Annotated in this window: 24 protein-coding genes; 17 read left to right on the forward strand and 7 right to left on the reverse strand. The window is 62.3% G+C overall.

The genetic code is table 11. The annotated features are described in order from the left end of the window. The first annotated feature begins 2 nt into the window (after positions 1–2). The 3 genes from ACFWXH_RS07850 (at position 3) to ACFWXH_RS07860 (ending at position 1,189) form a co-directional block, all read left to right on the forward strand. Positions 3–458 carry a hypothetical protein gene (locus ACFWXH_RS07850; protein WP_379119044.1) on the forward strand — a complete coding sequence of 152 codons (456 nt, stop codon included), beginning with the start codon at positions 3–5 and terminating at the stop codon, positions 456–458. Between the two features lie 35 nt (positions 459–493). Next, entirely contained in the window at positions 494–721 is a 228-nt protein-coding gene (locus tag ACFWXH_RS07855) for a hypothetical protein (RefSeq protein ID WP_379119046.1), read from the forward strand. 234 nt (positions 722–955) lie between these two features. After that, the gene (locus tag ACFWXH_RS07860) at positions 956–1,189 is read left to right on the forward strand and encodes a hypothetical protein (RefSeq protein WP_379119048.1); all 234 of its coding nucleotides are present in this window, start codon (positions 956–958) and stop codon (positions 1,187–1,189) included. A gap of 233 nt (positions 1,190–1,422) precedes the next feature. On the opposite strand, the gene ACFWXH_RS07865 is transcribed toward ACFWXH_RS07860, so the two are convergent. The 4 genes from ACFWXH_RS07865 to ACFWXH_RS07880 are packed head-to-tail and all read right to left on the reverse strand — an operon-like array spanning position 1,423 to position 8,240. Further along, complete coding sequence (locus ACFWXH_RS07865) at positions 1,423–3,495, reverse strand: hypothetical protein (RefSeq protein ID WP_379119050.1); 2,073 nt, start codon at positions 3,493–3,495, stop codon at positions 1,423–1,425. Position 3,496: 1 nt separating this feature from the next. After that, positions 3,497–6,310, reverse strand: coding sequence for a DUF4159 domain-containing protein (locus tag ACFWXH_RS07870; RefSeq protein ID WP_379119052.1), 2,814 nt, complete (start codon positions 6,308–6,310; stop codon positions 3,497–3,499). Next, positions 6,307–7,224, reverse strand: a complete 918-nt coding sequence (locus ACFWXH_RS07875) for a DUF58 domain-containing protein (protein WP_379119054.1) — start codon at positions 7,222–7,224, stop codon at positions 6,307–6,309. Before ACFWXH_RS07875 ends, ACFWXH_RS07870 begins: the two co-directional genes overlap by 4 nt. Before the next feature lie 11 nt (positions 7,225–7,235). Beyond that, the gene (locus ACFWXH_RS07880) at positions 7,236–8,240 is read right to left on the reverse strand and encodes a MoxR family ATPase (RefSeq protein ID WP_054310619.1); all 1,005 of its coding nucleotides are present in this window, start codon (positions 8,238–8,240) and stop codon (positions 7,236–7,238) included. Positions 8,241–8,405: 165 nt separating this feature from the next. Between ACFWXH_RS07880 and ACFWXH_RS07885 the strand changes: the two genes are divergently transcribed. The 3 genes from ACFWXH_RS07885 to ACFWXH_RS07895 are packed head-to-tail and all read left to right on the forward strand — an operon-like array spanning position 8,406 to position 10,938. Beyond that, complete coding sequence (locus ACFWXH_RS07885; RefSeq protein ID WP_379120868.1) at positions 8,406–9,035, forward strand: DUF1285 domain-containing protein; 630 nt, start codon at positions 8,406–8,408, stop codon at positions 9,033–9,035. Further along, complete coding sequence (locus ACFWXH_RS07890) at positions 9,035–9,673, forward strand: CoA pyrophosphatase (protein WP_379119056.1); 639 nt, start codon at positions 9,035–9,037, stop codon at positions 9,671–9,673. The genes ACFWXH_RS07885 and ACFWXH_RS07890 overlap by 1 nt, the downstream gene beginning before the upstream one ends. Continuing rightward, positions 9,670–10,938, forward strand: a complete 1,269-nt coding sequence (locus tag ACFWXH_RS07895; RefSeq protein WP_379119058.1) for a CCA tRNA nucleotidyltransferase — start codon at positions 9,670–9,672, stop codon at positions 10,936–10,938. The genes ACFWXH_RS07890 and ACFWXH_RS07895 overlap by 4 nt, the downstream gene beginning before the upstream one ends. Positions 10,939–10,955: 17 nt before the next feature. Here the strand turns inward: ACFWXH_RS07895 and ACFWXH_RS07900 are convergent, their stop codons facing one another. Beyond that, complete coding sequence (locus ACFWXH_RS07900; RefSeq protein WP_054310583.1) at positions 10,956–11,141, reverse strand: DUF1059 domain-containing protein; 186 nt, start codon at positions 11,139–11,141, stop codon at positions 10,956–10,958. Between the two features lie 180 nt (positions 11,142–11,321). Beyond that, the gene (hemF, locus tag ACFWXH_RS07905; RefSeq protein ID WP_379119061.1) at positions 11,322–12,236 is read right to left on the reverse strand and encodes an oxygen-dependent coproporphyrinogen oxidase; all 915 of its coding nucleotides are present in this window, start codon (positions 12,234–12,236) and stop codon (positions 11,322–11,324) included. Between the two features lie 99 nt (positions 12,237–12,335). On the opposite strand from hemF, the gene ACFWXH_RS07910 reads away from it, so the two are divergent. Both ACFWXH_RS07910 and ACFWXH_RS07915 read left to right on the forward strand, forming a co-directional pair. Beyond that, the gene (locus ACFWXH_RS07910; RefSeq protein WP_379119063.1) at positions 12,336–12,587 is read left to right on the forward strand and encodes a hypothetical protein; all 252 of its coding nucleotides are present in this window, start codon (positions 12,336–12,338) and stop codon (positions 12,585–12,587) included. Between the two features lie 80 nt (positions 12,588–12,667). After that, positions 12,668–13,426: a hypothetical protein gene (locus ACFWXH_RS07915; RefSeq protein WP_379119065.1), complete on the forward strand. Its 759-nt coding sequence runs from the start codon at positions 12,668–12,670 to the stop codon at positions 13,424–13,426. Between the two features lie 250 nt (positions 13,427–13,676). On the opposite strand, the gene ACFWXH_RS07920 is transcribed toward ACFWXH_RS07915, so the two are convergent. Next, entirely contained in the window at positions 13,677–14,135 is a 459-nt protein-coding gene (locus tag ACFWXH_RS07920; RefSeq protein ID WP_379119067.1) for a tRNA (cytidine(34)-2'-O)-methyltransferase, read from the reverse strand. 481 nt (positions 14,136–14,616) lie between these two features. On the opposite strand from ACFWXH_RS07920, the gene ACFWXH_RS07925 reads away from it, so the two are divergent. From ACFWXH_RS07925 to ACFWXH_RS07965, 9 genes are all read left to right on the forward strand, one after another. Next, positions 14,617–15,003: a hypothetical protein gene (locus tag ACFWXH_RS07925; RefSeq protein ID WP_379119069.1), complete on the forward strand. Its 387-nt coding sequence runs from the start codon at positions 14,617–14,619 to the stop codon at positions 15,001–15,003. 139 nt (positions 15,004–15,142) lie between these two features. Next, on the forward strand, positions 15,143–17,032 hold the full coding sequence (locus ACFWXH_RS07930) for an ABC transporter ATP-binding protein (RefSeq protein WP_379119071.1): 1,890 nt from the start codon (positions 15,143–15,145) through the stop codon (positions 17,030–17,032). A 168-nt stretch (positions 17,033–17,200) separates the two neighbouring features. Continuing rightward, positions 17,201–19,129 carry an ABC transporter ATP-binding protein gene (locus ACFWXH_RS07935; RefSeq protein WP_379119073.1) on the forward strand — a complete coding sequence of 643 codons (1,929 nt, stop codon included), beginning with the start codon at positions 17,201–17,203 and terminating at the stop codon, positions 19,127–19,129. 170 nt (positions 19,130–19,299) lie between these two features. Next, positions 19,300–21,189, forward strand: a complete 1,890-nt coding sequence (locus tag ACFWXH_RS07940; protein ID WP_379119075.1) for an ABC transporter ATP-binding protein — start codon at positions 19,300–19,302, stop codon at positions 21,187–21,189. Between the two features lie 33 nt (positions 21,190–21,222). Next, a complete protein-coding gene (locus ACFWXH_RS07945; protein ID WP_379119077.1) occupies positions 21,223–21,546 on the forward strand; it encodes a DUF6665 family protein in 324 nt (107 codons plus the stop codon). Between the two features lie 222 nt (positions 21,547–21,768). Continuing rightward, entirely contained in the window at positions 21,769–22,335 is a 567-nt protein-coding gene (petA, locus tag ACFWXH_RS07950; RefSeq protein WP_379119079.1) for a ubiquinol-cytochrome c reductase iron-sulfur subunit, read from the forward strand. A 17-nt stretch (positions 22,336–22,352) separates the two neighbouring features. After that, positions 22,353–23,654, forward strand: a complete 1,302-nt coding sequence (locus ACFWXH_RS07955; protein WP_379119081.1) for a cytochrome bc complex cytochrome b subunit — start codon at positions 22,353–22,355, stop codon at positions 23,652–23,654. 28 nt (positions 23,655–23,682) lie between these two features. Continuing rightward, complete coding sequence (locus ACFWXH_RS07960) at positions 23,683–24,555, forward strand: cytochrome c1 (protein ID WP_054310573.1); 873 nt, start codon at positions 23,683–23,685, stop codon at positions 24,553–24,555. Between the two features lie 161 nt (positions 24,556–24,716). After that, positions 24,717–26,081 (forward strand): MFS transporter, encoded by a 1,365-nt coding sequence (locus ACFWXH_RS07965; RefSeq protein ID WP_379119083.1) that lies wholly within the window; start codon positions 24,717–24,719, stop codon positions 26,079–26,081. Positions 26,082–26,237: the final 156 nt, after the last annotated feature.

The following is a 26,237-nucleotide window of genomic DNA, read 5'->3' on the forward strand; positions in this document are numbered from 1 at the left end:
TCTTGGCCAGCGGCCCGGCAAAACGCGCCCAGAAACAATCCAGAAACAAAATTCAACAAACCGGAAAAACTCCTGAAAAAAATCAATGGCATAACGATATCCGCAGCGGCCAGAACACCGGTCGCGGCGCCTCGCAACCGGGAGATCAGGACCCGACCATGCAGAGAAGTTCGTATCGATGGATGGGAGCGCTGTTCGGCATTTCGCTCGCCATGGTCGGTGTCGGACATTCCAACGCGGAAGCGGCGATCACTCGGAGCGAACGTTGCAGCCGGCTAAGTCGACAGCTCGACGAGGCCATCGAAAACCACGCCAAGGCGGTGCAGGCCGCCCAGGCAAAGGTGCTTCAAAAGAGGGCGACCCGGTACTGCGCCGATCACAAGCAGGCGCAGGGCATCCGGACTTTCGCCAACGCTTTGAAGCTCCTTGGAGTGACACCGGACGATCCCAGTCAGTGAACTCGAACCCAACCTGCGACAAAGGAAAGCTGATCATGAAAAAGACCCTTCTCTCCGCTCTCGGCCTCGCCGTCGCTCTTGCCTTCTCGATGCCGGTTCTCGGCACCTCCGCTGCCAACGCCGCTTCGGCGACCGCCGCCACGACGACCGCTCCGGCGGCTGCGGCCACGACCGCCAAGAAGCCGGTCGCGAAGGTCGCGGCCAAGAAGGTGAAGAAGCACAAGAAGGCAGCCAAGAAGGCCGAAGCCAAGAAGACGATGTAATTCGTCCTGGCAACCTCGAGGCCGTCTCCGGTCCCCCTCTCGGAGGCGGCCTTGTGATCCGATACCCGCCGCGGCCATGCGGGCCATAGCGGAAAAGGCGCTTCGACGCGCAGTCCGGGACTTCGCCTGAAAGGCTGGCCCTCTGTTCGCCCCATGCACCAGGGTTCGCAAAGACTGGCGGCACTCGACCCGATCCGTGTCTCCAGGCTGGCCCGCTCAACAGGAACAATGTCCATGAAGAAGTCCATCCTCTCCGCCCTCGGCCTTGCCATCGCACTTGCCTTCTCGATGCCGGTTCTGGGCACGAGCGCAGCAAATGCAGCTCCGGCAGCCAAGCACGTTGTGCACAAGAAGGCGCATCGTCACCACAGCGTGGCGCACAAGAAGCACCATGTGCGCAAGCATCACGTTCGCAAGCATCACACCAGCAAGCATCACATCCACCATGCCCATAGGGTCGCCAAGTAGGCCTGAGGCATGGTTTCCTGCTTTGCGGGAACGAGAAAAGCCGCTTTCCGGGACCGGAGAGCGGCTTTTTCTTTCGTGTGGATTGACGATCGACGTGACGCAACCGCCCACGATTCGGCAATGCTTCGCGCTTAGAGCGTTTCTGTTTTTCACGGAAACGCGGAAACGCTCCAACTCTTTGTTTTTACGCAAGTCCGGACGGAAAACGGTTACACACTTTTCCCGGAATTGCTCTAGCGCCCTTCGCGATACCACATGCTGCCCATTGCCAGCAGCAGCAGGCCAAGGCCCAGGAAACCGCCGAACAGGGGAACGCGCGAGATGGCCTTCAAGACGCTGTCGTCGGTGGTACGCAAGCCGATCCAGTCACGGCCGGCAGCCTCGGCCTGGTCCCGGATCGGCACGACCGAGGGCAATGCAACATCATTGCCCGTGCCAGCTGCCACGCGCCGCACGCTGCCGCCGGTGGCATCGGTTGCAGGCTTCAGCCTGCTTTCCGTCGAAACGACATCGGCGAATTCCGGTGCATTCACTGGACCGACATGGGCAAGCGCGGTCAGGTCGCCATTGGCGACCTGATAGAGGCCGATCTCGTTGACCTCGACACTGCCGCTGAAGATGCCGGGTTCCGACTTCTGCAATTTGACCGTCAGTGCCTTGCCGGAGGGCGTGATGATGCGTGCTGTGCCGGGATCCTCGCTCATCGTCTGGCGACGCACTTCGAGCGTCATGCCACGGCTGTCAGTGGTCAGGCGCTCTTCCTCCAGTTCCGGCTCCTTCATCAGCCAGTGGGCTATGCGACGATAAAGCTGCACATAGGGGCCGCCGCCTTCGAAGCCGCGGGCCCATAGCCAGCCTTGATCGGACAGCAGCATGCCGACACGGCCTTCGCCCTTGCGATCAAGCACAAGCAGAGGTCGGTCGTCAGCGCCCTTCATCACCACTTCACCTTCCGGCCTGTCGATGCCGATGGTGCGGAACCAGCGGCCCCAGCGCGGAGGATTGTTCTGCGAGCCGTCGAGACCGCGGGTAACAGGATGGCGTCCGCCGAGATCGGTCAGGCGTGGATAGAAGGCCTTGTCGATCACTTCGCCTGTCGGCATGCCGGGCAAAGCCCCCATCAGCGGTGTTCGCGCGATCGTCGCCTGGCCACCATATTCCGGACCCGCGGCGATGAGCAGTGCGCCGCCCTTTTCGACATATTCGGCGATGTAGTCGTAATAGAGGGTCGGCAACACGTCACGGTGCTGGTAGCGATCGAAGATGATGAGATCGAACTCGTTGATCTTCTCCACGAACAGTTCGCGGACCGGGAAGGCAATCAGCGACAATTCGTTGATCGGTGTTCCATCCTGCTTTTCCGGCGGCCGCAGGATGGTGAAGTGGACGAGGTCCACCGAAGCGTCGGATTTCAACAGGTTGCGCCAGGTGCGTTCGCCGGCATGCGGTTCGCCGGAAACGAGCAGCACCCTGAGGTTCTCCCTGATGCCGTCGACCAGGGCGATGGTGCGGTTGTTGACGTCGGTAAGTTCGCCATCTTCCTTCGGGATGGCAAGCTCGACGATGTTGCGGCCAGCGGTCGGGATCGTCACCTGCAGCGGCATTTCCTGGCCGATGAAGGCGCGTTCGACGGCCACCTGCTGGCCGTTGACGGAAACGCGCACCTCAACGGGGCCGGTTTCACCACCGGTGGAAATGACACGATAGGTCATGTCGAGAGGCTTGCCGACCAGTCCGAAGCGCGGTGCCTTGTCGAAGCGGACACGCCGGTCCTTCTCGTTCTCTTGTCCGGTGATGAGCGCATGCAGGGGGGCGTTGAAGTCGCCACGTCCGGCCGGCACGTCGTGCACTTCACCGTCGGTGATCATGACCGCGCCGGCAACGCGCGAGGGCGGCACGTCGCGCAACGCTCCGTTCAGCGCCGAGAACAGCCGCGTTTCGGTGCGCTCTTCGGCTGCGCCGCTCTTGCCGGCTTCGACCACGCGCACGTCGAACTGCTTGAAGCGGGCGAGCCGTTCCTTCAATCCGGCAAGCGCCGCGTCCGCCTGGGCGGTGCGATTGCCGATCTCCTGACTCTGGCTGCGGTCGACGACGACGGCGACGACGCTTTTCAAAGCTTCGCGTTCCTCGTCAAGCAGGACGGGGTTCAGAAGCGCAAGGGCAAAGGCCGCGAGTGCGGCAAGACGCAGATACGCGCCGCGCTGCCGGAACCACAGGCTGGCGCCAGCGATGAGCGCCAGCGGTGCCAGGATCACCGCCAGTAGCGGCCAGGAGAGCAGAGGTTCGAAGGCGACCGACCAGTTCATGTCACTGTCCAAGCCGCTGCAGCAGATCCGGTACGTGGACCTGATCGGATTTGTAGTTGCCGGTCAGCATGTACATCATGATGTTGACGCCAGAGCGGAACGCCAGCTCGCGCTGCATCGGATCGGAAGGCACAGTCGGCAGCAGCGGGCTGCCGCTGCCGTCTTCCGCCCAGGCTCCGGCAAAATCATTGGCAGTGATCATGATGGGGCTGACGCCGTCGCCGGTTCGCACCGGGCGGTTGTCGGGATTTGTCGCTTCCAGCGAAGCCTCGACCCAGAGCGGGCTGCCCGCGAAGCGTCCCGGAAAATCGTTGAGGATATAGAACGACTTGGTCAGCACGTGGTCGGACGGTACCGGCTCCAACGGCGGTACGTTGAGATTGCCGAGGATTTCGCGCAGGCGCAGGGTCGCCGGACTGGTCGAGGTCTCCAGCGAGGCTGTGTACTGGTCGCGCGTGTCGAACAGGATCGTTCCGCCGTTCTTCATATATTCATCGATGCGGGCAATCGCGGCCTGCGATGGCACCGCAACATTGGCATCCACCGGCCAGTAGACGAGCGGGTAGAAGGCGAGATCGTCGTTTTCGATATTGACCCCCGCAGGATCGCCAGGCTCCAGTGCCGTTTTTTCACGCAGGAAGCGGGTCAATCCCGCCATGCCGGCGCGGCTGACGGAATCGATGCTGGAGTTGCCGGTCAAAACATAGGCGAGACGAGTCACCGCGGTAGCCTCGATCGCCTGTGGGTCGTCGGGCTTGGCGTCGCTGGCAGACGCGGGCGGAACCGGCATGAAAAGGGTTGGGAGCACGATCAGCGCGATTGCCGCAGCCGCTACCCGTCGGGCGTTCCTGCGCCAAAGACCGGCAAGCCAAAGGACGATAAGGCCATCCAGGATCAACAGGGCGAGCGCGCCGAAAAGCAGTGGTCCCTTCATGTCGCGCGACTCATCGACTGCGTAGCTTTCGGTGACGACGGGAACCGATGCCGTTGGCTTGCTGATCGGCGTCAGCACGGTATCGGCTGTGAGCAGATTGTGCGCGAACACGCTGTCTTCCGTGCCATAAAGGCCTGGTGGATTCTCAATCGTGACGGGGAGCGGCCCCTTGCCGGTCTGCAGCGGCTTTGCCTCACCGCTCGGCGGGCCGATCAAGCCGTCGGCGGCGATCATGCGATAAGGCGGCAGCGAAGCGCTTGGACCGTTTTCTGCCGTCGTCCCGATCGCGCCCTGATTGCGCGAAAGCTGGACGATCGCCCGCAACATTTCCACGAAACTACCCGAAATCGGCAGGTTCGACCAAGTCGCCGAGGGCGTGATGTGAAAGAGCACGACGATGCCCTTGCCGCGGCGGTCCGCGGTCACCAACGGCGTGCCGTCGGCCAGCGTCGCCCACGTGCGCTCGGCGAGGGTCGGGGTCGGCTCGGCCAGGATCTGGCGTGTCACCGTCACATCCACCGGAGGCGCGAGTTTGGCGAACGGGCCGTTTGCCGGGAATTCGGTCACCTTCTGCGGTTCCGTCCAGGATAGCGCGCCGCCGAGCTGGCGCTCACCCAACCGCAGCTTCACCGGCAGCAGTTCCTCATCATTGCCTGCGGTGAGCAGGCGCGTGCTGGCGAAGCGAATGAGCGTGCCACCGTTTTGCATCCACTTGATGAGCGGCTCGCGGGTGGCCTCGGGTATCGTTCCGACATCGCCCATGACAATGACCGCGGGCTTCTGTTCGAGAAGCTGCGGTATGGCCTCCAGCAGATCCGGGCTTTTCGGTTCGATGATATCGGCCGAAGGCTCCAGCGCCTGACGGATGTAGTAGAGCGGCGAAAGCAGCTGCCTCGTATCGTCGGTCGGCGCCTGCGACAGCAGGCCGACACGGCGCCGTTTGGCTGTACCGTCCAGCAATCTCACTCCGGCGGCCTGATTTTCGCCGTCGAGCGAGATGGAGGCAAAATCGTTGCGCAGTTCGAAGGGAACGACAATCTCGCCTGAAGCAGACGTCTCGCCGGGACGGAAGGTGATGGCAGCATCGCCGATACGGCGGCCCTTTTCGTCAAAGGCGCCGGCAGTCATGACGCGGGGAGCTGCTCCTGCCGGCGCGCGCACCGCCGTGACGCTGAAGCGGTCGAGGCCATTGTCTGCTGCGGTGAGGCCGACCGTGTCGAGACGGTCCGGAGTGGCCCAGACGATGTTGGCGAGTTTGCGCTCGAGCAGCGGTGCGAAAGCCTTGGCGTCGTCTTTTGCGGCGAGACCATCGGTGAGCAGGGCAAGCGTTACGCCCGGCTGGTCGCCGATCGTGTTGGCAACGGCAAGGAAGACGCCGTCTCTGTCGACAGGAACGGGCCGCGGCTGCGCTGCGTTCAGGCGGCTGCGCGCCTCACCGGCGCTGTACGGTCCGATCTGCTGGTTGGCCTTTTCCGCCGTGAAGGCAAGGATGATCGGCATCTCCTTCTTCTCGGCGTCGTTGATCAGGCGGCCGGCCGTCGCGACACGCTTGTCCCAGTCAGGCGCACTTGCCCAGCCATTGTCGATGACGAGTGCGAGCAGATTGCCACCGACGGGGATGCGTTCGCGCGGGTTCCACACCGGCTCGGCGATAGCGAAGATGACCAGCGCCGCCATCACCAGACGCAGCAGCGTCAACCACCACGGGCTGCGATTTGGGGTGTCGTCGGATTTGAGAACCTTCGCCAGGATCCGGAGCGGCGGGAACACCTCCGTTTGCGGCTTCGGCGGCGTGAAGCGCAGCAACCACCAGATGACGGGCAAGGCGATGAGGCCCCACAGCACCATCGGTGCGCCGAAGGAGAGCGGAAGCCAGCTCATGCGCCAACCCTTCCGAGATGACTGTCCTCGGAGCTCAAGGCCATGTGCAGGCCTACGAGCGCCTCCGAAGCCAGGCGGTCGGTGTGGTTGACGGTGTAGCTCCAACCCAGGCGCTTCGCCCAGGCAGCGACCGTCTCGCGACGCGTGATATAGAGGTTGCGATACTCGTCGGCCAGGATCTCGGCGCGGCCTGCCGTCAGCTTGTCGCCGGTTTCAGGGTCGGTGAATTCCGTGCGGCCGGCATAGGGGAAAGTCTCCTCGACCGGGTCTGCTACCTCGACCAGATGCGCGCGCGCGCCGCGGCGTGCCAACCCATCCAGCCATTCGAGCGTTTCTTCGGCCGGGTCCAGGAAATCACTGACCAGGATGACGTCGGAAAAGCGGCGGACGCCGAAAAAATCCGGCTTGGCCGGCAATGTGGTGGCTTGCGCCAGATGCGAAGCGATGCGCTCGGCGCCATTGCGGTTGATGAACGGATCGGTCAGGCCTGGCCAGGCGATGCGTTCGCCGCTGCGCGATAACAATTCGGCCATGGCAAGCGTCAGCACAAGCGCGCGCGATTGTTTGGAAACCCTGGCTCCCGCCGATTTGTAGAGCATGGACGGGGAGGGGTCGGCCCACAGCCAGACGGTGTGGGCAGCTTCCCATTCGCGGTCGCGCACATAGATGTGGTCGTCGCGAGCCGAGCGGCGCCAATCGATATTGGCGATCGCTTCGCCCTCGACATAGGGGCGAAACTGCCAGAAATCCTCACCGATGCCACGTTTGCGGCGACCATGCCAGCCGGCGATCACGGTGTTGACGATGCGGCGCGCCTCGACCAGCAAATCCGGTACCAGTGAAGCGCGCAGGCGTCCTCTGGCCAGCGCATCCCGCGCGGTTACCGGTGCCTGTGCCTCGCCTATCTTCGCCATCAGGCCTTTACCTAAAGTCCCTTGGCCAGCTTTGCCACCACATCACGCACGCTCATGCCTTCGGCGCGTGCTGCGAAGGTCAGTGCCATACGGTGCTGCAATACAGGTTCGGCCAGCGCTTTGACGTCATCGACCGATGGCGCAAGACGTCCGTCATAAAGTGCACGGGCGCGAGCACACAAAGTCAACGCCTGGCTGGCGCGCGGCCCAGGGCCCCAGGCGATATGCTTGTCGGTCTCGGCATCTCCCTGGCCTGGACGGGCCGACCGCACCAGTTTGAGGATCGCTTCGACGACGCTTTCAGGCACCGGCATGCGGCGGATCAAGGTCTGGATGTCGCGCAGTCTCGCCGGGTCGAGCACATTTTCGGGCTTTGCTTCATCAATGCCGGTCGTTTCGAGCAGGATACGCCGCTCGGCCTCGATTTCGGGATAGAGGATATCGACTTGCATCAGGAAACGGTCGAGCTGTGCTTCGGGCAGCGGATACGTGCCTTCCTGCTCCAGCGGGTTCTGCGTGGCGAGCACATGGAAGGGCGCAGGCAGGTCATGCCGGGCACCGGCAATGGTGACATGGTATTCCTGCATCGACTGCAGAAGAGCCGACTGCGTGCGCGGGGAGGCGCGGTTGATTTCGTCCGCCATCAGCAATTGCGCGAAGATCGGCCCACGAATGAAACGAAATGAACGTTTGCCGATGTCGTCCTGTTCCATCACTTCAGAGCCCAGGATGTCGGAAGGCATCAGGTCCGGCGTGAACTGAATGCGGCGGGCATCGAGACCCAGCACTACTCCCAGCGTCTCCACCAGCTTGGTCTTGGCAAGGCCGGGGACCCCGACCAGCAAGGCATGGCCGCCGGCCAGAAGCGCCACCAACGTGCGTTCGATGACGCTTTCCTGCCCGAAGATCACCTTGCCGACGCCGTCGCGGATCCGTGAAATGTCGGAGAGCGCCTTTTCCGCAGCGGCGATCATCTGCTTTTCGTCGATCGGACTTTCCTTGACTATCACGCTCATCAGGCATCGATCCTTGTCGTTGGGGACAGCCTTGTCGTTGTAGGCATGGGCCCGCACCATTTCAGCGTTCATTATGCGGCGATTCGGCCGCCGCCAGGCTCTGGCCCCGAGCTTATTTGACCGTGTGTAGCTGACAAGCGCAACAACAGTGACTATTTCGTGACGATGACCGATGCTTCCGGACAAACGCCTGACAGCTTGACCGCCGTGGCCGACGCGCGCGGGCTGGAGGCGCTGCTCGCCCGGGCGGCCCGCGCCGGCAAAGGCCTGCCGCCGGTGGAGCGCTGGAACCCGCCATTCTGCGGCGACATCGATATGGAAATCCGCCAGGACGGCACCTGGTTCTATCTCGGCACGCCGATCGGCCGCATGCCGTTGGTGCAACTGTTCTCCACCGTGCTGCGCAAGGATGCCGACGGCAAGACCTATCTGGTCACGCCTGTCGAGCGGGTCGGTATCCGTGTGGCCGATGCCCCCTTTGTCGCTGTCGAGGTCAATATCTCCGGCAAGGGAGAGGGCCAGATCATCACCTTCCGCACCAATGTCGGCGATGTCGTCGAGGCCGGGCCGTCCAACCCGCTCCGCTTCGTCAACGAGGCGGAGACCGGCGGCCTGAAACCTTATGTCCTGGTGCGCGGCCGGCTGGAAGCACTGGTGTCACGGCCTGTGATGTATGAACTGGTCGGGCACGGCGAAGAGATCGATGTCGACGGCGTTTCGACGTTTGCAGTACGCTCGAACGGAGAAACCTATCCGATCATGCCGGCGGCGCGGCTCGCGGAGTTGAGTGCCTGATGGATCAGTCGGTTCCTCCGTTGTTTTCGGCTGCCGATTTCCGGACGCGGGCGGCACGCGAAGAAAATTTCATCGTCCATCCGGAAGAGGATGGCGACCATCGTTTCAATCCCGGCCATCCGCGGCTGAGACGAGGCGAGCCGCTGCGGGATGCAGCGGTGCTGATCCCTGTGGTCGACCGGGGTGCGCAGGCGACGGTGCTGCTCACCAAGCGCGCGGAGACGCTGCGCAGCCATACCGGTCAGGTCGCCTTTCCCGGCGGGCGCATCGACAGCGGCGACCGTTCCGCCGAATTCGCGGCGTTGCGCGAGACCGACGAGGAGGTTGGGCTCGGGCGGGAGTTCATCGAAGTCATCGGGCGCATGCCCGATTACGTCTCGGGCAGCGGCTATCGCATAGCACCGGTGCTTTCGATCGTGCGCCCAGGCTTTTCGCTCACCTTGAACCACGACGAGGTCGATGCCGCCTTCGAAGTGCCGCTTGGCTTCCTGATGGATCCGGCCAACCACCACCGCGACAGCCGCTTCTGGGACGACCTCGAATGGTTCTTTTATGAAATGCCCTATGACGGGCAGCGTATCTGGGGTGTCACCGCCGGTATCATCCGCACACTTTATGAAAGGCTTTACGCTCGATGAGCCAGGTCTCCATCGCCGACAAGGCCGATTGGCTCAACGACAAGCATCTCAAGCGGCTGCTCGAAGCGCTGTCGGGCGACGGCGAGGAGGCGCGCATTGCCGGCGGTGCCGTGCGCAACGCGCTGATCGGTGAGCCCGTGGCCGACATCGACGTCGCCACCACCACCTTGCCGGACCAGACGATGCGGCGCGCCAGGGCCGCGGGCTTCAAGGCCGTGCCGACCGGTATCGACCATGGCACGATCACTGTCGTTGCCGCCGGCAAAGGCTATGAGGTGACAACGCTGCGCGCCGATGTCGAGACGGACGGCCGCCATGCCAAGGTCTCGTTCGGCCGCGACTGGAAGGCGGATGCGGAACGGCGCGACTTCACCATCAACGCATTGTATGCCAAGGCCGATGGTTCCGTTATCGATCTGGTCGGGGGCATTGCCGACATCGAAGCTCGCCAGTTGCGCTTTATCGGCGATGCCGAAAAGCGTATCCGCGAAGACTATCTGCGCATCCTGCGTTTCTTCCGCTTCTTTGCCTGGTACGGGACGGGGCGTCCGGATGCGGAAGGGCTGAAGGCCTGCGCCCGACTGAAGGATGGGCTCGACCGCCTCTCAGCTGAGCGGGTCTGGACGGAACTCAAGAAGCTCCTGTCGGCGCCGGACCCTTCGAGAGCGCTGTTGTGGATGCGCCAGGCCGGGGTGCTGTCGCGGGTGCTGCCGGAAAGCGAGAAGTGGGGCATCGACGCGATCCACGGATTGGTCGTCAGTGAGCGCGATCTCGGCTGGCCAGCGCAGGCACTGCTCAGGCTGGAGGCAATCGTACCCCCGGACGCCGCACGTATGAAGGCGTTGGCGGAACGGCTGCGCTTCTCGACCGATGAAGGGAACCGGCTGCAGCGCTGGGCGCTTGCGCCGGCAGTCGAGGCGAAGACGACCGAGAGCATGCTGGCCAAGACGCTCTATCTCGGAGACCGGCAGGCCATCGTCGATCGGTTGAAACTCTCGCTTGCTTCGGCGCGCGCGCGTGTTGGGACGGACGATGCGGCGCTGATCGATGCCGGTGGCTATGCGCGTCTGCTTGGCTTCGCGGAGAAATGGGAAAAGCCGGTGTTTCCGGTCAAAGGCGCTGATCTATCGGCGCTCGGCGTGCCGCCTGGCCCGAAATTTGGGACGCTGCTCAAAAACCTTGAAGGCGAATGGGTCGGCAAGGGCTTCCAGCCCGATCGCGGCGCGCTGCTCGAACGCGCCGCCGAAATGCTTGCGGCGGACTAGGGCGTTTTCAGCCCTGATCAGGCCGCGTCGCGAACCTTGTCGATGCGCGAACGGATCGCCTCGATCATGGTTTCGCGGATGATGGTCTCGCCATGGGTCTCGCGCATGTGCTCGACGGCACGGCGCATGACTTCGGCTTCCTCCTCGGCGCGGGTATGCCATTCGCAGCCGGGGACCAGCGAGCCGCAATGAAATTCCTTCATCGGAGTCCTCCTTTCTCGTCATCTGGAAGGTCCAGCATAACACGCACCCGCCGCTTTGGTTGCGTTGAAAATGGCTGGGCGAGGATATTGTGACTGGCCGGATGCCGCGGCCAGTCACCGGCCCGAAAATCAGAATCGGTTTTCGGAAAGCACGATGCGCAGGTTCAGACGCGCGGTTCTCTAAGGCCACTTCACCTGTGGTGGCAGGCTGGAGAGGATGGAATTGACGTTGCCGCCGGTCTTCAGCCCAAACAGCGTGCCGCGGTCGTAGAGAAGGTTGAATTCGGCATAGCGGCCACGTCGCACCAACTGCTCGTCGCGGTCGCCATCGGTCCAGTTCTCGTTGAAGTTGCCGCGCAGGAGGTGCTGATAGACGACCAGGAAAGCGCGGCCGACATCCTGCACGAAGCGGAAATCCGCTTCCCATCCGCCTTTTTCATCCGGCGAATGCAACCAGTCGAAGAAAATGCCGCCAATGCCACGCGCCTCGTTGCGGTGCGGCAGGAAGAAATACTCGTCGCACCAGTCCTTGAACCTGGCGTAGTCGGCCACGGCCGTGTGTTTCTCGCACACGAACTGCATGGCCCGGTGAAAGCGGAGCGTATCGGGGTCGTCCTGGGTGCGGCGGCGGTCGAGCACAGGCGTCAGATCGGCGCCGCCGCCGAACCAATGCCGGGACGTGACGACCATGCGTGTGTTCATGTGCACGGCGGGCACGTTCGGGTTCCAGGGATGGGCGATCAGCGAGATACCGCTTGCCCAGAAACTTGGATCGTTTTCAGCACCGGGTATCTGCTTGCGAAACTCCGGCGAGAATTCGCCATGGACCGTGGACGTATGCACGCCGACCTTTTCGAAGACGCGACCGTGCATCATCGACATGACGCCGCCACCGCCCGCACCTTCCTCACGCTGCCAGGGCGTTCGCTCGAAGCGGCCGGGGGCCCAGGAGGCCTGCGGACCCGTCAGTTCGTCCTCGATCGCCTCGAAGGCAGCGCAGATGCGGTCTCGCAATTCCTCGAACCAGGTCCGCGCGCGTTCTTTTCTGTCTTCGATGTCTGCCGGCAAGCCGACCGGTATTTCGGGTCTTTCCAACTGCCATCTCCGCTCGCGGGCACGGTTGCCCGACAAATGACTCGTCTTTTTCGGGCGCGATCCCTAATCTCTTGAGAAGTTGGGTCAAGGAGTTCTTTCATGCGTACTCCATCAAGACCACCGCTGGATGGCCTCAAGAAGAGGCTGGATCGCGCCCGCGCCGAGGCAACGCCGCGCGACGGCTTCCTGCGCGAGACCTTCGTTTTACCGCGTACCGACGCCAGGCTGAAGGCGAAGGAATGGTTCGAACGCTGGCCGAAGCAGGCCTATTGGACCAGTATCGAAAGCTGGTTCGAGCGCCCGGGTGATGTGATAGAGTTCACCATTCGCAGGCTGCCGGTGGCGGATTGAATATCGGCGACACAGGAACGCCCACATCCGGTTGAAGATTTGTCGGGTCTCTCAACCAGAGCGTCGAAGAGTTGATCCCGATGACCACGTTTCGCTTGCTGTGGCGTATCGTTTCGGCCTGTTTCGGGCTGGCCCTGGTCGCCACCATGTCTGTGGCGGGGCTGCTGGCTTTTCCACAGCCGCTCTATGCCTATCATGTCGGGCAAGGCAGGTTGCACCTCTATTCCGACCGCCCTTTCAATGAACTGGCAGGACGCGCTGTACTCGCCGATGTCGAAGGTCGTCTGGCCAAGGCGCCGGCGGGTTTTCGCGACGATCTCGGCGTCTATCGTATCTTCGTCACGAATGAGGAATGGCGGCGGCGCCTGGTCTTTCTTTGGAATGGCGGCGCCGCTGGCGTGAACTATGCTCCGGTCGGTGGTGGTGTCTTCATCCGGCAATCCGACATCGATCACAACAAGGTGCTGAAGGCCGATGCGACGCCGGTACCCGAGCCCCGCACGCTTGCTTACTATGCCGGCCACGAAATCGGTCACAGCTTGATCTCGAACCATATCGGCGCGATCGCCAATTGGCGTCTGCCTGCCTGGCAGCGCGAAGGCATGGCGGATTACATCGCAATGGGCGGGGTCGTCGATGTCGACGCGCTGGCCAGGGCGCGTCGCTCCGGCGAGGTGGACCTCGATCCCAAGCGTTCCGGCAACTATGCGCTTTACCGCTTGCTGATCGCCTTCCTGCTCGACAAGGAGCACTGGTCGCCTGACGAACTGCTTGCTTCCGGCATGACGCTCACGGAAGCGGAGAAGCGACTCGATCTCAGCTTGCCGTCCGGACCGTAGTCGCAGTCGGCAACGCCGGATCAAGCCCGCGCATGGCAGCTCCAGATTCATGGCTTGACTTAAAGTTAACTTGAACTTCTACAAAGAACACCTTCGGGACGCGACGAAGGTGGAAACGATGTGCGCAACAGACTGGGCTCCGTCAAAGAGCCACCTGGGGATAGCTCGGCGGCGGAACGGTGCCGGAATGGGGGAATGGCGAGCGATTGTCAGCGCGCTGGCACGAACGGGCAGGGTAGTTGTTGATGCGTTAGCCGAGTTGCCGCAGCGCTTCGCCCGCAACCATCGCCACCGAAAGCGCGACATTGAGGCTACGTGCGCCGGCCTGCATCGGGATGAGCAGTCGAGCATCGGAAGCATCGCGAACCGCCTCCGGGACGCCGGCCGATTCGCGCCCGAACAAAACGATGTCGTCCTTGTCGAAAACGAAATCGGTATAAGGCACGGCCGCCTTGGTCGACAGCAGCACCAGCCTGCGCGCCTCGCCTCGTCGCCAATTCTCGAAGCTCGCCCAGTCGACATGACGGGTCAGCGCCGCCATTTCGAGATAATCCATGCCGGCGCGCCTCAGATTGCGGTCGGAGAGATCGAAGCCTGCGGGTTCGATGATATCCACGGCAAGCCCCATGCAGGCAGCAAAGCGCAGGATTGTCCCGGTATTGCCGGCGATATCCGGCTGGTAGAGGGCAATGCGCAGACCGTGCTTCATTTCCGTGCCTTCTCAAGTTTTGTCGGAGGTTCTGATCGCAAAACCGCGGAACACTTTTGCGGAACCTGCTTTATGCGTGGCAGATCGGCCACAGGCGCCTCGTGGTTTCGGCGATTTCTCGACTGGCGTCTGGTTATTTTTTGCGAATGCGTGTATCAGGCCGGCATTGTCAACTCGAGCCGACGGAGGCGTTCATGGAAATGATGACCATGCGTAATGCACGCTTTCTCGCCTGGGGCGTATGCCCGACGGCTGGCTCGGTTCGACATTTCTCCTAACTTTTTAGGCCCAATCGCACCGATTCCAGCCGGACCCTCTTTCCGGCCTTCAAGGGAATCCTGCGATGTTTTCTTATCTGTCCAAGGGACCCAAGGTCCCGTCTGAGTCTGCTCAGTTTCAACCGTTTGACGCCACCGGTTCGCATTTCGCCGGGGGCCGCAATCCATCTTTCGACCTGTTCTTTTCAATGGAGGACGGACCTATGTTCGATCCCTTTAAGATACCGGGCTCCCGCAGCCTGCACGACCGCAAACTGGCGACCTGGGCGTTGCTGGTCGGCGAAACCCGTTCCTCGGCAGTGCGTGCCGAAATTCGCCGCAGGCCGCATCGCGGCATGCTGCCGGATGTCGATTTCTCACGCGCCGTTCCGGCCCCCGGCCGGCCGTCGCTGGTGCGCCGCTTCATCAGGCTGCTGCGACCTCGTCTGGTGAAAACCGAAGCTCCTGCCACGGCTGGTCAGGAGGGTGAGCGTGGCGGTGTCGGCACTGAACATTCGGACGCCCATATCAGCGGCGCCCGCAGGGTCGGTCCAGCAATGCTACGAACCGAAGATGATCGCGAGATCATGACCCTGCCGCGCGCAGCCTGAGGCTGCGCGCGCTCCCATTCTTCACCAGAGCGTTTCGGTTTTTCGGAAACGCGTAGACGCTCTAACTCTTTGTTTTTACGCAATTCCAGGCGGAAAACCGTTACACACTTTTCCTGGAATTGCCCTAGAGTACGAAACCATGTTCCGCTGGTTTGAAAAAAGACTGAACCCGTTTCCGGCCGCAGAGCCGGTCGAGCCGCCGAATACGCTGTGGGCTTTCTGCTGGTATTTCACCAAGCCTGCCTGGCCGTTCGTGCTGCTGGCCACCGTGCTGATGGCGTTGATCGCCTTCCTTGAAGTCTGGATGTTCGGCTTCCTTGGCCACATTGTCGACTGGCTTTCGGCGCAAAACCGGGAAACCTTCCTGCAGACCGAATGGTGGAAGCTGGCGGGGATGGCGCTCGTGATCGCCATCGTTCTGCCGGGCGCCGTGGCGCTTTCATCGTTCAACACCTACCAGACGCTGTTCGGCAACTACCCGATGCGCATCCGCTGGCAGGTGCACCGCTACCTGCTCAAACAGTCGATGGCCTTCTACCAGGACGAGTTCGCCGGCCGCATCGCCACCAAGCTGATGCAGACGGCGCTCGCCGTGCGCGAGACGGTGCTGAAATTCGCAGAGGTGCTGAACTATGTCGTGGTCTATTTCCTCGGCATGCTGTTCATCGTCGGCTCGGCTGACTGGCGTCTCGCCGCGCCGATCGTGGTGTGGCTCGGCGGCTATCTTGTCGCTTTGCGCTATTTCGTTCCGCGCCTTGGCAAGGTGTCGGAGGCGCAGGCCGACGCACGTTCGGTCATGACCGGCCGCATCGTCGACAGCTACACCAACATCCAGACCGTGAAGCTGTTCTCGCATGGGCGGCGCGAGTCCGACTACGCTCGCGAAGGCATGACCGAGTTCCTCGACACCGCCTATGCGCAAGGCCGGCTGATCAGTCAGTTCTACATCGTGGTGTATCTGCTGAATTCACTCCTGCTGCTCGCTGTCGGCGCGATGGCGATCGGTTTCTGGCTGCACGAGATCGTGACCGTCGGCGCCGTGGCGGTGGTGGTCGGCCTCGTGCTGCGCCTCTATGGCATGTCGCAATGGATCATGTGGGAAGTGTCGGGCCTGTTCGAGAACATCGGCACGGTACAGGACGGCATAAGCTCCATCTCGATGCCTCGCCTTGTCGAAGATAAGCCGGGCGCCCGCGACCTCGAAGTGAGCAAGGGTGAAATCCGCTTCGACGACATCCGCTTCCACTACGGCAAGCAGAAGGGTGTCATCGAGAACCTGTCGTTGACGGTGAAACCGGGCGAGAAGGTTGGCATCGTCGGTCGCTCGGGTGCCGGCAAGTCGACGCTCGTCAACCTGTTGCTGCGCTTCTACGATCTGGAAGGCGGACGCATCCTGATCGACGGCGACAATATTGCCGACGTTACGCAGGATTCGCTGCGCGCTCATATCGGCATGGTCACTCAGGACACGTCGCTGCTGCATCGTTCAGTGCGCGACAACATCCTCTATGGCCGTCCCGACGCTGGCGAAGAAGCCGTGCTGGAGGCGGTAAGACGTGCCGAAGCGTTCAGCTTCATTGGCGGGCTGTCGGACGCGAAGGGTCGCAAGGGTCTCGACGCGCATGTCGGCGAACGAGGTGTCAAGCTGTCCGGTGGCCAGCGCCAGCGTATCGCGATTGCCCGTGTCATGCTGAAGGATGCGCCGATCCTCATTCTGGACGAGGCGACCTCCGCGCTGGATTCGGAAGTCGAGGCGGCGATCCAGCAGAACCTCTACAAGCTGATGCAGGGCAAGACGGTGATCGCCATTGCGCACCGCCTATCGACCATTGCGGCGATGGATCGGCTGGTGGTGATGGACCAGGGCCGCATCATCGAGGAGGGTTCGCACGATGAACTGGTCGCCAGGGGCGGACTCTACGCCCAGCTCTGGCAGCGCCAGTCGGGCGGTTTCCTGCTCCACGACGATCCCGGACATGAACCCGCCGCCAAGATGAAGCTCGAGGTGACGGAAGAGGCGGCAGAATAGGTTTCGCCTCGCACCATCCGCTCCGGTTGAAGCGGATGGTGCTTCTTGGGCCGTCGAAAAGCGAATGCTGGGCGAGGTCCGGTTCAAAAAACGAATCTATAACGAATCAAGAGAGTCCGGCCACCGGACCAGAGGTCCCCAGGGGCCGCACCCGCATGAGTGAAGAAGATGTTCGCTAAGCTCTTCGACTGGTTTGAGACCCGCTATTCGCCCGTTGCGCTGGCTGAAGACCGCCAGCCGCCGATGGGACTTTGGAATTTCTTCCGCTATTTCATCATGCAGTTCCGCGCAGGTTTCGCGATGCGCATGCTGTTCGTTGCGGCGGGCGCCATTGTGGACGCGATGCTGCCGATCTTCGTCGGCGTCATCGTCGGCATGTTGGCGAGTTCCGATCCACGCAGCTTCTTCGCGGAGCATGGGACCACGCTGGTCGTCATGGCCTGCGTCGTCTTCCTGCGGCCGCTGACAATCGCCCTCGACGCACTTGTGCGCAACCACGCGATCGCCGCGAATTTCATCGACCTCATCCGCTGGCAGAGTCATTGGCATGTCACGAGGCAGGATTGGACTTTCTTCCAGAACGATTTCGCGGGCCGTATCGGCACCAAGGTCATGCAGAGCGGCGATTCCATCGAGATCGCTGTCAACCTGACCATCGATACCGTCTGGTATGCGGTGGTGTTCGTCGTGGTGGCGATCACCGTGTTGGCACGGTTCGACGTCACGCTGGTTGCGGCAATCGCTGTCTGGCTGGTGCTTTACGGTCTGCTGCTCAGATACTGCATGCCGCTGATCGCGCGGCGCTCGACGGACCTTTCGGAAGAATGGTCGGTGATGAGTGGCCGCATCGTCGACAGCTATACCAACATCCTGACGCTGAAGACGTTTTCGACCGGTGAACACGAGGACAGATATGTGTCGCAAGCTGTGCTCAAACACGCCCAGACCTTTTACCGGCTGATGCGCGTGTTCACCGGTATGTGGTCGGCTTTGTTCGTCATGAATGCCAGCTTGCTGGTGGCCATCAGCTGGCTGGCGCTGGCACGCTGGAGCGCGGGTGGAATGAGTGCCGCGGCGGTGGCCACCGCCATCCCCTTTGCGCTGCAGATTGCGGGTATCTCGTATCGGATACTGGATGCCGGTGGGAACATCTTCCGGCAGATCGGGACGGCCGGCAATTCGATGACCACCATCGCCAGGCCGATCAGGATGCTCGACAGGCCCGACGCCGAGACACTGCGGGTGACCAGGGGCGCGATCGAGCTCGATCGCGTCAACTTCAACTACGGGCGCAAGGATGGAAAAGGCGGTCTCATCGAAAACCTGTCGCTGAAGATCGCGCCAGGCGAAAGGGTAGGAGTCATCGGACGGTCGGGCGCCGGCAAATCGACGCTGGTGAACTTGTTGCTGCGCCTCTACGACGTCCAGGACGGTCGCGTCCTGATCGACGGGCAGGATGTTCGCGACGTGACACAGGAGAGCGTGCGCGCCGCGATCGGGTTCGTCAGCCAGGACACGTCGCTGCTGCATCGCTCAGTGCGCGAGAATCTGAAATACGGGCGCCAGGACGCCACTGATGCCGACATCTCGCGGGTGGTGGAAGCGGCCCAGGTGGCCGATGTCGTCGCCGGCCTGGTGGACCGCGAGGGACGGATCGGCTTCGATGCCCATGTCGGCGAGCGTGGCGTCAAGCTTTCCGGCGGACAGCGCCAGCGCATCGCCATTGCGCGGGTGATGTTGAAGGATGCGCCGATCCTGATCCTTGACGAAGCTACCTCGGCGCTGGATTCTGAGGTCGAAGCGGCGATCCAGGAGAACCTCTATCGCCTGATGGAGGGCAAGACGGTGATCGCCATCGCGCACCGGCTCTCAACCATCGCCGCAATGGACCGGTTGGTGGTGATGGATCACGGCCGCATCATCGAGGAAGGTTCGCACGAGGAACTGGTCGGCAGGGGTGGGCTCTACGCCCAGCTCTGGCAGCGCCAGTCCGGCGGCTTCCAGCTGCATGACGATCTCGGACAGGAACCCGCCGCCACTGCGAAGGCAGAGATGGTCGAAGAGGCGGAGGTGACCGAAGAGGCCATGGAGAGATGACATCGGCGGGAGACGTTGTGCGTTGCGAGTGACGGCCCATCGCCGGCTCCGATACGCACCGACGTGCGCTCCTGAAGCTATCGCGAAGACGTGAATCGGAACAAAAGGATGGGCATGGCAATTGATGCCCTGAATCAATTCCTTGAAGTCAACAGTGAGGGTCCTGGCAGTTGAGCAGCGGAGGTTTCCGTGACCGCATCTGGCGCGCCGTCGAGGGTGCCATCGACCCGTTCAGCGATACGGATCGGGAAGTGCTGCCGGCCGATGCCTGGCGGTTCATTCTGTATTTCGCCAATCAGGCCAAGGGCGCCTTCCTGCTGCTCCTGATCACCGGCGGGCTGGCTGGCGCCGTGGATGCGGCCATGTACTGGTCGGTCGGCTGGCTGATCGATCTGCTCGACAAGTCCTCGCCGGCCACGCTGTTTGCCGATCACTGGGTGGCGCTGGTCGGACTGCTCCTGCTGATCCTGGTCGCGCGCGCTGTCATTATGATCGCTTCGGCGGTGGTCGAACAGCAGGTGGTGGTGCCCGGCTTCTATTCGATGGTGCGCTGGCAGGCGTTCCGGCGCGTGATCCAGCAGCCCTACGGTTTCTACCAGAACGATTTCGCCGGCCGCATCGCCACCAAGATCATGCAGGGCGGCGAAGCCGTCGGCGACTTCATCATCAACGTGCTGCAGACGATGTGGTCGTTCCTGACCTTCCTGATCCTGGCCATCACCATCCTGGTGTCACTGGATCCGCTGATGGGCGTGGTCGTGGCATTGTGGTTCGCAGGTTATGCCGGCATCGTCTGGTTCCTGTTGCCGGAAATGCGGCGTGCCGGGCGCGAGACCGCCGACCAGCGCTCGGTCTTCAACGGGCGGCTGGTCGATGCCTTCACCAACATCGTGGCGGTGAAGCTGTTCGACAGCGGCAAGCGCGAGCATGCCTATATCCGCGATGGGCTGGAAGGCTTCCTGACCGCGGTGGTGCGGCTGACGCGGGCGATCACCACCGTGCGTTCTTCCGTCGCTGTCCTCAACGGCGTCATGATGAGCCTGATCGCCATCATCGCCGTCATGAACTGGACGTCAGGCCACATCTCGACGGGGGCGATCGCCGCCGCGCTCGGTCTGGTCTTCCGGCTCAACCAGATGTCGGGCTGGATGATGTTCAACATCAACGGGCTGGTGCGCAACTACGCCACCGTGCAGGACGCCACGCGCACCATCTCGGTGACGCCCACGATCCGGGACGCTACGGACGCCACGGTGCTGCCGCGCGCGAGCGGCGACATTCGCTTCGAAAACGTCTCCTTCCATTATGGCAAGGAAGGTGGCGTCATCGACAATCTGAACCTGCATATCCGCCCCGGCGAACGCGTGGCGATCGTCGGCCCTTCGGGCGCCGGCAAGACGACCATTGTCAACCTGATGCTTCGGCTGTTCGATGTCGAGAAAGGCCGCATCCTGATCGACGGTCGCGATATCCGTGAACTGACCCAGGCCTCGCTGCGCGCGCAGTTCGGCGTCGTCAGCCAGGAAGCTATGCTGATGCACCGTTCCATCCGCGACAATATTGGCTATGGCCGCGAGGGCGCTTCGGATGCCGAGATCATTGACGCGGCGAAGCAGGCGGCCGCGCATGATTTCATCGTCCACGTCGAGGACCCGCGTGGTCGCAAGGGTTACGAGGCGCAGGTCGGCGAGCGCGGCGTCAAGCTCTCCGGCGGGCAGCGGCAGCGGGTGGCGATCGCCCGCATGATGTTGAAGGATGCGCCGATCCTCATCCTGGATGAGGCGACCTCGGCACTCGATTCGGAAGTCGAGGCGGCGATCCAGGACAACCTCTATCAGTTGATGGAGGGCAAGACCGTCATCGCGATCGCGCACCGGCTTTCCACCATCGCCGCACTCGATCGCCTGGTGGTGATGGACAAGGGCCGAATCGTCGAGGAAGGAACTCATGAGGAGTTGGTGGCGGCCGACGGGCTCTATGCAAGGCTGTGGAAACGGCAGTCCGGCGGCTTCCTGTTCAGCGGCGACGACTCACTGGACGCTGCGAGCGCGGCGGAATGAGCTATGATCACATCCAGCAAAAGGTGGGATTGAATGACGCTTAGGCTCCCTTCCGGTTACTCGGGCTCTTCGGGCGGTTCGCTGGCCGAGGCGATGTTCGACGCGCTGGGTCACGAAGTGCTGGCGGAGAAGGCTGCAGCGCTTGGCCAGGCGGGCGAACGTGCCGAAAAGGCGCTTCTCCGGCTCAGAACCTATGTCGGCGACGAGGCGGGCAGGGCCCAACTGCTCAAGGAAACGGCCGGTCTCGTCTATGGCTGGTTCATCCAGCGCGAATTGTGCGGTTTTCGCCGTCATGACGCGGTGATCCGCGACCTGCAGATCCCGCGCGAAGTGCTTGTCAGGCTGGGTGCCGCATAGGATCATTTTTCAGCGCGGCATTTCTCCCCGCGACAATCTGCCCTGTGCCCTTCACCCGACTGGACAAAAACGGGCTGCACGCATAAACCGAAGTCCAAATGCCGGAGGAATTCGCTAGCCTGTTGCCATGCGCTGTCGGGCCGGTGCGAATTGAGCGGGGATGCTCAAGCGGGACAGGGGGCTCGCCTTTCGGCACGGAAGAGGCGAAAGGACCAGGCACCCGTGAGCGCAACCGACGAAACCCACGATCCCAATCGCCGTGATTTTCTGTACATAGCCACCGGCATGGCCGGCGTGGTTGGCGCGGCGTCCGTCGCCTGGCCGTTCATCGATCAGATGCAACCGGACGCCTCCACGCGCGCGCTGGCCTCGGTCGAAGTGGACGTAGCCTCGCTGACGCCCGGCATGTCGCTCACCGTCAAGTGGCGCGGCAAGCCGGTCTTCATCCGCAACCGCACGCCGGAAGAGGTGAAGGCAGCGCAGGACGTCAAGCTCGATGAGTTGAAGGATCCGCTTGCCCGCAACGCCAATCTCGCGTCGGACGCGCAGGCCACCGACACCGATCGCTCTGCCGGCAAAGGCAAGGAAAACTGGCTGGTGATGGTGGGTGTGTGCACCCATCTCGGCTGTATCCCGCTTGGCCAACAGGGTGAATATGGCGGCTGGTTCTGCCCGTGCCACGGTTCGGTCTACGACACGGCCGGCCGCATCCGCAAAGGCCCGGCGCCGGAAAATATGGCTGTGCCGGTCTTTTCATTCATCTCCGATACCAAGATCCGCGTCGGCTGAGGCAGGGGGACATTTCCATGAGCGAGGGACACTCGACCTATACGCCGAAGACCGGCCTCGGACGCTGGTTCGATGCACGCATGCCGCTGCCGCGGCTCGTCTATGATTCTTTCATCGCCTATCCGGTGCCGCGCAACCTGAACTATATGTGGACGTTCGGCGGCATCCTTTCGATCATGCTGGTGTCGCAGATCCTCACCGGTATCGTGCTGGCGATGCATTACACCTCCGACACGACGCTGGCCTTCGGCTCGGTCGAGAAGATCATGCGCGACGTCAACCAGGGTTGGCTGCTGCGCTACATGCACTCCAACGGTGCGTCCTTCTTCTTCATCGCGGTCTATCTGCACATCTTCCGCGGCCTCTACTACGGCTCCTACAAGGCGCCGCGCGAGCTGCTGTGGATCCTGGGCTGCATCATCTACCTGCTGATGATGGCGACCGGTTTCATGGGTTACGTGCTGCCGTGGGGCCAGATGTCCTTCTGGGGCGCCACCGTCATCACGGGCTTCTTCACCGCCATTCCGGTGGTCGGCAACTGGATCCAGGAGTTGCTGCTTGGCGGCTTCGCGGTCGACAACCCGACGCTGAACCGCTTCTTCGCGCTGCACTACCTGCTGCCGTTCATGATCGCCGGCGTGGTTGTGCTGCACGTCTGGGCGCTGCACGTCACCGGCCAGAACAACCCGACCGGCATCGAAGTGAAGTCGAAGACCGACACCGTGGCTTTCACACCCTATGCGACCATCAAGGACGCGCTGGGCATGGTGGTGTTCCTGCTGTTCTTCGCCTACTTCATCTTCTACATGCCGAACTATCTCGGCCATCCGGACAACTATACCGTCGCCGACCCATTGAAGACCCCGGCCCATATCGTCCCTGAATGGTACTTCCTGCCGTTCTACGCGATCCTGCGCGCCATCACCTTCAACATCGGGCCGATCAACTCGAAGCTCGGCGGCGTCATTGCCATGTTCGGCGCGATTGCGATGCTGTTCATCGTGCCGTGGCTCGACACCTCAAAGGTGCGCTCGGCGGTCTATCGTCCATGGTACAAGCTGTTCTTCTGGCTCTTCACGATCAACGCCATCCTGCTCGGTTGGCTCGGCTCGCGTCCGGCGGAAGGCTCCTACGTGCTGATGGCGCAAATGGCGACGCTGTTCTACTTCGCCTTCTTCCTGGTCATTCTGCCGGTGCTCGGTCTGATCGAGACACCACGCCGCTTGCCCAATTCCATCACCGAAGCGGTGCTGGAAAAGAACAAGGGCGGCAGCGGGCATCCGGCCGGGGCGACCGCATCGCCGGAAACCAAAGGCTGAGCGAGAAGAGAATCCAGGGGATATTGGCATGAAGAAGATTCTCATTTCGCTGGCCGCGGCCTCCGCACTGCTCGTCGGTGCGGCCGCCTACGCCGAGGAAGCCGGGAAGGCAGGCGAGGCTTCGCATGAAGCCAATCCAACCCATTTCCCGATCCACAAGCCAAAGGAGATGAGCTGGTCGTTCGCGGGGCCGTTCGGTACCTACGACAAGGCGCAGCTGCAGCGCGGCCTGAAGGTCTACAAGGAAGTGTGCTCGGCCTGCCACTCGATGAAGCTGGTGGCCTTCCGCACCCTGTCGGACCTCGGTTATTCGGAAGCGCAGGTGAAGGCTTTCGCCGCCGGCTACACCGTGCAGGATGGGCCGAACGATGCCGGCGAGATGTTCGAGCGTCCAGGAATCGCGTCGGACTACTTCCCGTCGCCCTATCCGAACGATCAGGCTGCCGCGGCAGCCAATGGTGGCGCGGTACCGCCTGATATGTCGCTGCTTGCCAAGGCGCGTGGTATCGAGCGCGGCTTCCCGCAGTTCATCATCGACATCTTCACCCAGTATGCCGAGAACGGCCCGGATTACATCCACTCGCTTCTCAACGGCTATGACGAGCAGCCGCCGGCCGGTATGACCGTCCCGGAAGGCACGCACTACAATCCGTATTTCAACGCGGGTGTGTCACTGAAGATGCCGAAGCCGATCTCGGCGGACCAGGTCACCTACGACGACGGGGCGCCGCAGACGGTGGAGCAGTATTCGGAAGACGTTTCTGCTTTCCTGATGTGGGCTGCCGAGCCGCATCTGGAGGATCGCAAGAAGACCGGCTTCCGCGTCGTGGTCTTCCTGCTGCTCTTTGCGGTGTTGATGTATCTCACCAAGCGCAAGGTTTGGTCGAACATCGCCCACTGATCCAGTGGCATAAGGAAACGAAAGGGCGCCCTCGGGCGCCTTTTTTGTTTGGCCCTACACACAGTCGTGCATGACCGACCCGATGCGACCTTCCCGCGATGGACGTCAGCTTTGTCGCATGTTTACGTGGCGCCCGGGGGCGTTGTCCAGGGAGGAAAGCCGTGGCCGGTCCATCTCACTCGACTGCCGTTGACGCAGGTATGCGCGAGCGCGTCGTTCGAAAAGTTGCCTGGCGGCTGATGCCGTTTCTCGGTCTGCTGTATTTTATCAATTATCTCGACCGCACCAATATCGGCTTTGCCGCGCCGCACGGCATGAACGATGCGCTGGGTTTCGACAAGGCGGCTTTCGGGCTTGCCTCCGGCATCTTCTTCATCGGCTATCTGCTGCTCGAAGTGCCCAGCAACCTCATCCTGCACAAGGTTGGCGCGCGCCGCTGGATCGCGCGCATCATGGTGAGCTGGGGCATCGTCGCGTCGCTGATGGCATTCGTGCCCAATGCGCTGTCGATGTATGGCTTGCGTTTCCTGCTCGGCATCGCCGAGGCCGGCTTCTTTCCCGGCATCATTCTTTACCTCACCTTCTGGTTCCCCAAGCGCGAACGCGCGCGAGCCGTAGCGCTGTTCATGATTGCGATACCGGTGTCGTCCGTGATCGGCTCACCGTTGTCTGCCTGGCTGATTTCAGCCGGCCACGGGCTGGTATTCGGGCTGGACGGCTGGCGCTTCATGTTCCTGGTCGAAGGCCTGCCGGCGATCCTGATCGGCGTGCTTTGCTGGTTCTACCTCACCGACAAGCCGCAGGACGCTGCCTGGTTGACTGCGGAAGAGCGCAACTGGCTGCAGAATGAGATGGACAATGAACATGCCCAGACCAGCCAACGCTATCACTACCCGCTCAGAAAGGCGTTGACGCAGCCTCGTATCCTGGCGCTGGCCTTCGTCTATTTCGGCGTCGTCTACGGGCTCTACGCCGTCGGTTTCTTCCTGCCGACGATCATCGCGGGCTTCAAGCAGGCCTTCAACACGGAATACTCGATCATCGAGCAGGGCTTCATCGTCGCGATCCCTTATGCCTTCGGCGCGATTGCCATGTATCTTTGGGCACGACATGGCGACAGCACGGGCGAGCGGGTCTGGCACGTGGCCATTCCGGCCATTGTCGGCGGTCTCGCCATCCCTGTCGCGCTCTACATGCAGTCGCCCTTCACCACGATGATTGCGGTGACGATCTGTGCCATGGGCATCTGCTCGGCTCTCCCGACCTTCTGGGCGCTGCCAACCCGCTTCCTGACGGGAGCGGCAGCGGCAGGTGGTATCGCGCTCATCAATTCGCTCGGCAATCTCGCCGGGTTCGTCGGTCCCTACGTGACCGGCTGGCTCACCGACCTGACCGGCAACCCGAAAGCGGGGTTGTGGGTGGTTGGTGCCTTCATGATCGCAGCCGGCATTGTTGCCGTCCTGCTCAAGGCCGCACCGGCGCCGGATGACGAGCGTGTGGCTGAAACCGACACGTTGGCGGCGTAGTCCGCTCGCAATCTGTTGCCGAAGGCCGCCGGTGGTCCGATATCTGCACTGGGTGCTGGAATCGGACGGCTGGCGGCTTCCGGCTTTTCTTTGCCTGCCGCAACAGCTAGAGCGTTTCCGTTTTCACGGAAACGCCGAAACGCTCTAACTATCAGT

Origin of the sequence: Mesorhizobium sp. NPDC059054, assembly GCF_042739215.1 — a bacterium.
GTDB lineage: Bacteria > Pseudomonadota > Alphaproteobacteria > Rhizobiales > Rhizobiaceae > Mesorhizobium.

Bases quoted from the DNA above. Each gene is read 5' to 3' on its own strand.
- ACFWXH_RS07900 (WP_054310583.1), bottom strand. From the start codon at position 11,141: ATGAAGGAATTTCATTGCGGCTCGCTGGTCCCCGGCTGCGAATGGCAT.
- ACFWXH_RS07915 (WP_379119065.1), top strand. From the start codon at position 12,668: ATGACCACGTTTCGCTTGCTGTGGCGTATCGTTTCGGCCTGTTTCGGG.
- ACFWXH_RS07865 (WP_379119050.1), bottom strand. From the start codon at position 3,495: ATGAACTGGTCGGTCGCCTTCGAACCTCTGCTCTCCTGGCCGCTACTG.
- ACFWXH_RS07920 (WP_379119067.1), bottom strand. From the start codon at position 14,135: ATGAAGCACGGTCTGCGCATTGCCCTCTACCAGCCGGATATCGCCGGC.
- ACFWXH_RS07885 (WP_379120868.1), top strand. From the start codon at position 8,406: ATGACCGATGCTTCCGGACAAACGCCTGACAGCTTGACCGCCGTGGCC.
- ACFWXH_RS07870 (WP_379119052.1), bottom strand. From the start codon at position 6,310: ATGAGCTGGCTTCCGCTCTCCTTCGGCGCACCGATGGTGCTGTGGGGC.
- ACFWXH_RS07875 (WP_379119054.1), bottom strand. From the start codon at position 7,224: ATGGCGAAGATAGGCGAGGCACAGGCACCGGTAACCGCGCGGGATGCG.
- ACFWXH_RS07880 (WP_054310619.1), bottom strand. From the start codon at position 8,240: ATGAGCGTGATAGTCAAGGAAAGTCCGATCGACGAAAAGCAGATGATC.
- ACFWXH_RS07855 (WP_379119046.1), top strand. From the start codon at position 494: ATGAAAAAGACCCTTCTCTCCGCTCTCGGCCTCGCCGTCGCTCTTGCC.
- ACFWXH_RS07895 (WP_379119058.1), top strand. From the start codon at position 9,670: ATGAGCCAGGTCTCCATCGCCGACAAGGCCGATTGGCTCAACGACAAG.
- ACFWXH_RS07910 (WP_379119063.1), top strand. From the start codon at position 12,336: ATGCGTACTCCATCAAGACCACCGCTGGATGGCCTCAAGAAGAGGCTG.
- ACFWXH_RS07960 (WP_054310573.1), top strand. From the start codon at position 23,683: ATGAAGAAGATTCTCATTTCGCTGGCCGCGGCCTCCGCACTGCTCGTC.
- ACFWXH_RS07925 (WP_379119069.1), top strand. From the start codon at position 14,617: ATGTTCGATCCCTTTAAGATACCGGGCTCCCGCAGCCTGCACGACCGC.
- ACFWXH_RS07890 (WP_379119056.1), top strand. From the start codon at position 9,035: ATGGATCAGTCGGTTCCTCCGTTGTTTTCGGCTGCCGATTTCCGGACG.
- ACFWXH_RS07930 (WP_379119071.1), top strand. From the start codon at position 15,143: ATGTTCCGCTGGTTTGAAAAAAGACTGAACCCGTTTCCGGCCGCAGAG.
- ACFWXH_RS07860 (WP_379119048.1), top strand. From the start codon at position 956: ATGAAGAAGTCCATCCTCTCCGCCCTCGGCCTTGCCATCGCACTTGCC.
- ACFWXH_RS07955 (WP_379119081.1), top strand. From the start codon at position 22,353: ATGAGCGAGGGACACTCGACCTATACGCCGAAGACCGGCCTCGGACGC.
- ACFWXH_RS07945 (WP_379119077.1), top strand. From the start codon at position 21,223: ATGACGCTTAGGCTCCCTTCCGGTTACTCGGGCTCTTCGGGCGGTTCG.
- ACFWXH_RS07935 (WP_379119073.1), top strand. From the start codon at position 17,201: ATGTTCGCTAAGCTCTTCGACTGGTTTGAGACCCGCTATTCGCCCGTT.